Below are 235 nucleotides of genomic sequence, written 5' to 3'. Positions count from 1 at the left end.
TAGTCGGAGGAACACCAGTGGCGAAGGAGGCTCACTGGTCCGTTACTGGCGCTGAGGTGCGAAAGCGTGGGGCGCAAACAGGATTAGATACCCCGGTAGTCCACGCCGTAAACGATGAATGTTAACCGTCGGGCAGTATACTGTTCGGTGGCGCAGCTGACGCATGAAACATTCCGCCTGGGGAGTACGGTAGCAAGATTAAAACTCAAAGGAATTGACGGGGGCCCGCACAAGC

The 235-nt window shown here is 56.2% G+C and carries 1 rRNA gene; it reads left to right on the top strand.

From position 1 onward, the window contains the following. A 16S ribosomal RNA gene (locus tag ACPYOJ_RS36865) occupies nt 1-235 on the top strand; the annotation flags it as partial.

The sequence above is a fragment of the Rhizobium sp. SVR5-9E genome, assembly GCF_056755095.1.
Note: the sequence above shows the minus strand (reverse complement) of the source record. Positions and strands in the feature narration are given on the sequence as shown.